Annotated in this window: 5 protein-coding genes; all 5 read left to right on the top strand. The window is 55.9% G+C overall.

The genetic code is table 11. The features are described from left to right. Positions 1-74 precede the first annotated feature (74 nt). Positions 75-1,454: a F0F1 ATP synthase subunit beta gene (gene atpD / locus JWR17_RS06520; RefSeq protein ID WP_299829497.1), complete on the top strand. Its 1,380-nt coding sequence runs from the start codon at positions 75-77 to the stop codon at positions 1,452-1,454. A 44-nt stretch (positions 1,455-1,498) separates the two neighbouring features. Then, a complete protein-coding gene (locus tag JWR17_RS06515) occupies positions 1,499-1,924 on the top strand; it encodes a F0F1 ATP synthase subunit epsilon (protein ID WP_299829495.1) in 426 nt (141 codons plus the stop codon). 111 nt (positions 1,925-2,035) lie between these two features. After that, on the top strand, positions 2,036-3,403 hold the full coding sequence (gene glmU / locus JWR17_RS06510) for a bifunctional UDP-N-acetylglucosamine diphosphorylase/glucosamine-1-phosphate N-acetyltransferase GlmU (RefSeq protein WP_299829493.1): 1,368 nt from the start codon (positions 2,036-2,038) through the stop codon (positions 3,401-3,403). 108 nt (positions 3,404-3,511) lie between these two features. Further along, entirely contained in the window at positions 3,512-4,279 is a 768-nt protein-coding gene (locus tag JWR17_RS06505) for a DeoR/GlpR family DNA-binding transcription regulator (protein ID WP_299829491.1), read from the top strand. A gap of 9 nt (positions 4,280-4,288) precedes the next feature. Further along, a complete protein-coding gene (glmS, locus tag JWR17_RS06500; RefSeq protein WP_299829489.1) occupies positions 4,289-6,124 on the top strand; it encodes a glutamine--fructose-6-phosphate transaminase (isomerizing) in 1,836 nt (611 codons plus the stop codon). The last annotated feature ends 23 nt before the right edge of the window (positions 6,125-6,147 follow it).

The raw sequence follows: 6,147 nt of genomic DNA, 5'->3' as shown, positions 1-6,147 counted from the left end.
CACCCAAGAGATCTCGGAAATCGTCGGCGGCGCTGCCGCGGTTTAACGGTTCAAATATTCAGAGGATCCAGCTAATGAGTAGCGGACGTATCGTTCAAATCATCGGCGCCGTGATCGACGTGGAATTCCCACGCGAACACGTACCGAGCATTTACAACGCGTTGTTGGTACAAAGCGCGGCCGGGACCACCCTGGAAGTCCAGCAGCAGCTGGGCGACGGTGTGGTTCGCACTATTGCAATGGGTTCCACCGAGGGCTTGAAGCGCGGTCTGGAAGTCAAAGACTCTGGCGCAGCCATCTCCGTACCGGTCGGTAAAGCGACCCTGGGCCGGATTATGGACGTCCTGGGTAACCCGATCGACGAAGCTGGTCCCATCGAAACCGACGAGCGTTGGGGCATTCACCGTCCTGCGCCGACGTTTGCTGAACAGGCAGGCGGTAACGACCTGCTGGAAACCGGCATCAAGGTTATCGACCTGGTTTGCCCGTTCGCCAAAGGCGGTAAGGTTGGTCTGTTCGGTGGTGCCGGTGTAGGCAAAACCGTAAACATGATGGAATTGATCCGTAACATCGCCATCGAGCACAGCGGTTATTCCGTGTTCGCTGGTGTGGGCGAGCGTACCCGTGAGGGTAACGACTTCTACCACGAGATGAAAGATTCCAACGTTCTCGATAAAGTGGCACTGGTTTACGGTCAGATGAACGAGCCGCCGGGTAACCGTCTGCGCGTAGCACTGACTGGCCTGACCATGGCCGAGAAATTCCGTGACGAAGGTAACGACGTTCTGCTGTTCGTCGACAACATCTATCGTTACACACTGGCCGGTACTGAGGTATCCGCACTGTTGGGGCGTATGCCTTCTGCAGTAGGTTACCAGCCGACCCTGGCTGAAGAGATGGGCACTCTGCAAGAGCGCATCACTTCGACCAAAGCCGGCTCGATTACCTCGATTCAAGCTGTCTACGTACCTGCAGATGACTTGACCGACCCGTCGCCCGCGACAACGTTTGCCCACTTGGATGCAACCGTCGTACTGTCCCGTGACATCGCCTCGCTGGGTATCTACCCAGCGGTCGATCCATTGGACTCGACTTCGCGCCAGCTGGACCCGAACGTAATCGGTCAGGAACACTACGACACCGCTCGCGGCGTCCAGTACGTGTTGCAGCGCTACAAAGAGCTGAAGGACATCATTGCGATCCTGGGTATGGACGAGCTGTCGGAAACCGACAAGCAGTTGGTATCCCGTGCACGTAAGATCCAGCGCTTCTTGTCGCAGCCGTTCTTCGTGGCTGAAGTCTTTACCGGTGCTTCGGGTAAATACGTTTCCCTGAAAGACACCATTACTGGCTTCAAAGGCATCCTCAACGGTGACTACGACCACTTGCCAGAACAAGCGTTCTACATGGTCGGCGGCATCGAAGAAGCGATCGAGAAAGCCAAAAAACTGTAATCCCGGTGCCCGGTAACGGGCGCTAATTAGGTTGAGGCAAGCAAATGGCTATGACAGTCCATTGCGATATCGTCAGCGCGGAAGGGGAAATTTTCTCCGGTCTGGTGGAGATGGTGATTGCGCACGGCAACCTGGGTGATATCGGTATCGCTCCAGGCCACGCGCCGCTGATCACTGATCTGAAGCCGGGTCCGATTCGCCTGATCAAGCTGGGCGGGGAAGCTGAGGTGTTTTACATCTCGGGTGGTTTCCTCGAAGTGCAGCCAAACATGGTCAAGGTTCTTGCCGACACCGTGCAACGTGCTGCCGACCTGGATGAAGCCTCTGCTCAGAACGCCGTCAAAGCGGCTGAGAAGGCGCTGCACGAAAGGGGCGCAGATTTCGATTACGGTTCTGCGACCGCACGACTGGCCGAGGCGACAGCTCAGCTGCGCACCGTTCAGCAAATTCGTAAAAAGTTTGGTGGCTAACCCCGTCTGCTTAATGCGCGATTGAGAAAAAGGGTAGCCTCGGCTACCCTTTTTTCTTTTAGAACTCACCTTCGGTCGCAACTGCTGACCGCCCAGGATTGGTAGCCAGCCATGTCACTCGAAGTCGTTATTCTCGCCGCCGGCCAAGGCACCCGCATGTGTTCCGCGTTGCCCAAAGTTCTTCACCCAGTCGCCGGCAATTCCATGCTCGGGCATGTTATCCACAGCGCGCGGCAACTTAATCCACAGCGTATCCACGTAGTGATTGGTCACGGCGCTGATACTGTTCGTGAGCAGTTCGCGGCGGATGACCTGAACTTCGTTTTACAGGACAAACAACTCGGCACGGGTCATGCGGTGGCCCAGGCATTGCCAGAGCTGAATGCCGAAAACGTACTCATTCTTTACGGCGATGTGCCGTTGATTGAGGTCAACACGCTTCAGCGCCTGTTGAAAAAAGTTACCCCCGATCAGCTGGGGCTGCTGACAGTGACCCTTGCTGATGCTACTGGCTACGGGCGAATCGTTCGCGACAGCGAGAAGCGGGTTCTTGCCATTGTCGAACACAAGGACGCAACCGAAGCGCAGAGGAGCATTACCGAGGGGAATACCGGCATTCTCGCGGTGCCTGGCAAGCGTTTGGCGGATTGGTTAGGTCGTCTGTCGAACAACAACGTCCAGGGTGAGTATTACCTGACCGACGTGATTGCCATGGCGGTTGAGGATGGACTGGTGGTCGCTACCGAGCAGCCATTGGATGCCATGGAAGTCCAGGGCGCTAATGATCGCAAGCAGCTGGCTGAATTAGAGCGCCATTATCAGCTGCGAGAGGGTCGCCGTTTAATGGCGCTGGGGGTGACGCTCAGGGACCCGGCACGCTTCGATGTGCGCGGTGAAGTTACCGTGGGTCGCGATGTGTTGATCGACATCAACGTAGTCCTCGAAGGCAAAGTGATCATTGAAGATAATGTCAGCATTGGCCCGAACTGCGTGATAAAGAACAGCACGTTGCGCAAGGGATCAATTGTCAAAGCCAACAGTCACATCGACGGCGCAATTTTAGGTGAGGGCAGCGATGTTGGTCCGTTTGCTCGTTTGCGACCGGGCAGCGTCCTTGATGCGCGGGCACATGTGGGTAACTTCGTTGAGCTGAAAAACGCACACTTGGGCGAGGGCGCGAAGGTCGGTCATCTGACCTACCTGGGCGATTCTGAAGTGGGGGCGCGAAGCAACATCGGTGCTGGCACCATTACCTGTAACTACGATGGCGTGAATAAACACAAGACGACCATCGGCGATGACGTATTCATAGGCTCCAATAATTCATTGGTTGCGCCTGTGGATATCTTTTCCGGCGCTACGACAGCCGCGGGTTCTACCATCACCCAAGATGTTCCCGCTGATCAGTTAGGCGTTGGCCGAGCGCGCCAACGCAACATTGATGGGTGGGCGCGCCCGGTGAAAATGAAAAAGGACTGAAGTTATCCACAGGGGTCTCGTTCGCTGGGATGATCAACACACTTGACGTAATGTTTCAGATGGGTTTTGATTGGCTTCGTTATCTTTCGAATCGAAATATAAACCGCCATGTCAAAACGTAATACCCCGCAACGTCGCCACAATATCCTCGCCCTGCTTAACGAGCAGGGGGACGTGAGTGTCGACGACATGGCGAAACGCTTCGACATCTCGGAAGTGACCATCCGCAAAGATCTCGCCGCCCTCGAAAGCAACGGCTTGTTGTTGCGTCGCTATGGCGGTGCCGTCACCCTGCCGCAGGAATTAATAAGCGACGGTAGCCAGCCGGTATCCAAATACAAGCTGGCCATTGCCCGCGCTGCAGTCTTACGAATTCGTGAGCATGCACGGATCATCATTGACAGCGGCAGTACCACCGCCGCGTTGATTCCGGAGTTAAGTCGATTACCCGGTTTGGTGGTCATGACCAACTCGCTCAACGTCGCCAGCGTATTAAGTGAACTGGAGCGCGAACCCGTGCTGTTGATGACGGGCGGTACATGGGATCCCCATTCCGAATCGTTCCAGGGCAAGGTCGCCGAACAGGTTTTGCGCTCGTATGACTTTGACCAACTGTTTATTGGAGCTGATGGCATTGACCTGAATCGTGGAACAACGACCTTTAACGAATTGCTGGGCTTGAGCCAAGTGATGGCCGAGGTCGCTCGTGAAGTCGTGGTGATGGTTGAGGCTGACAAGGTAGGTCGAAAAATCCCGAATTTGGAGCTGCCCTGGAGCAGGATCCATACCCTTATTACCGATGATCGCTTGCCCATTGAGGCACGCGAGCAGATTCAAGCCCGTGGCGTAACCCTGATTTGCGCTGCTGTTTGCTAGGAGAAAACCATGTGTGGAATCGTTGGCGCCGTTGCTGAGCGTAATGTCACTGCTATTTTGCTTGAAGGTCTGAAGCGTCTCGAATACCGCGGCTATGACAGCGCTGGCGTGGCGCTGTTTACCAATGCAGGCAAGCTGGAACGCTGCCGTCGTCCAGGCAAAGTCGCCGAGCTTGAGCAAGCGCTCGCTGGCGAGCCTCTGATTGGTCGTTTGGGTATCGCTCACACGCGCTGGGCAACCCACGGCGCGCCATGCGAGCGCAATGCTCACCCGCACGTTTCGGCAGACGAGCTGGCTGTTGTGCACAACGGCATCATTGAAAACCATGAAGAACTGCGTGACCGCCTGAAAGGCCTTGGGTATGTCTTCACCTCGGAAACTGACACTGAAGTCATCGTCCATCTGTTGCATCACAAATTTAAAGACTCAGGCGATTTGACTATCGCACTTAAGGCTGCAGTTAAAGAACTGCACGGTGCCTACGGCTTGGCCGTCATCAGCGCTAAACAACCGGATCGCTTGCTCGCAGCTCGCAGTGGTAGCCCGTTGGTAATCGGCATGGGCCTGGGTGAAAATTTCCTTGCGTCCGATCAACTTGCCCTTAGGCAAGTAACCGACCGCTTCGTGTACCTGGAAGAAGGCGACATCGCCGAAATCCGTCGCGACAGCGTACAAATCTGGACCGTGGACGGCGTTCCGGTCGAGCGTGAAATCGTTCAGTACCACGAAGGCGCAGAAGCAGCTGACAAGGGCAAGTTTCGCCATTTCATGCTCAAGGAAATCCACGAGCAGCCAAAAGTAGTACAACGCACCCTTGAAGGCCGTTTAGGCCAGCAGCAGGTGCTGGTACAAGCATTTGGTCCACAGGCAGCCGAACTGTTTGCCAAGGTGCGCAACGTGCAAATAGTCGCCTGCGGCACTAGCTTTCATGCCGGGATGGTTGCGCGCTATTGGCTCGAGGGTCTGGCCGGGATCCCGTGTCAGGTGGAAGTTGCCAGCGAGTTCCGTTATCGCAAGGTGGTGGTGCAGCCGGACACATTGTTTGTTTCAATCTCACAATCAGGCGAAACCGCGGACACCTTGGCGGCCCTGCGTAACGCCAAGGAATTGGGCTATCTCGCGAGCCTGGCCATTTGCAATGTCAGCATCAGTTCGCTGGTGCGTGAATCCGACCTGACGCTGCTGACCCAGGCCGGTCCGGAAATTGGCGTTGCCTCGACCAAAGCCTTCACCACTCAACTGGTGGCTTTGTTGCTGCTGACGTTGTCGCTAGGGCAAGTCAAAGGCACGTTGGGGAAGGGCGTCGAAGCGGAACTCGTCGAAGAGTTGCGCCGGCTACCGGTTCGTCTTGGCGAAGCACTGGCCATGGACTGCACTGTTGAAAAAGTGGCTGAGCTGTTCGCTGAAAAGCATCACACGCTGTTCCTGGGTCGCGGCGCGATGTACCCGGTGGCGATGGAAGGGTCGCTGAAGCTCAAAGAGATTTCCTACATCCACGCCGAAGCTTATCCGGCGGGCGAGCTGAAACACGGTCCATTGGCGTTGGTAGACAGCGACATGCCAGTCGTCACCGTTGCGCCAAATAACGAACTGCTGGAAAAGCTTAAATCCAACCTGCAAGAAGTCCGCGCCCGCGGTGGCGAACTCATTGTGTTCGCTGACGAGAACGCGGGTATGAGCAACGGCGAAGGCACTCACGTGATCTCCATGCCGCACATCATCGACACCTTGGCGCCGATTTTGTACACCATCCCGCTGCAACTGCTGTCGTACTACGTCGCGGTACTCAAAGGCACGGACGTTGATCAGCCGCGTAACTTGGCGAAGTCTGTGACGGTGGAGTGAGTTATCCACGGGTGGAGGATTTA

Origin of the sequence: Pseudomonas sp., from assembly GCF_028293835.1 — a bacterium.
Taxonomy (GTDB): domain Bacteria; phylum Pseudomonadota; class Gammaproteobacteria; order Pseudomonadales; family Pseudomonadaceae; genus Aquipseudomonas.
This window is presented reverse-complemented; position numbering and strand designations above follow the sequence as displayed.

Excerpts from the sequence above, each read along its gene's own strand:
- atpD (WP_299829497.1), top strand. The coding sequence starts at position 75 with ATGAGTAGCGGACGTATCGTTCAAATCATCGGCGCCGTGATCGACGTG.
- JWR17_RS06515 (WP_299829495.1), top strand. The coding sequence starts at position 1,499 with ATGGCTATGACAGTCCATTGCGATATCGTCAGCGCGGAAGGGGAAATT.
- glmU (WP_299829493.1), top strand. The coding sequence starts at position 2,036 with ATGTCACTCGAAGTCGTTATTCTCGCCGCCGGCCAAGGCACCCGCATG.
- JWR17_RS06505 (WP_299829491.1), top strand. The coding sequence starts at position 3,512 with ATGTCAAAACGTAATACCCCGCAACGTCGCCACAATATCCTCGCCCTG.
- glmS (WP_299829489.1), top strand. The coding sequence starts at position 4,289 with ATGTGTGGAATCGTTGGCGCCGTTGCTGAGCGTAATGTCACTGCTATT.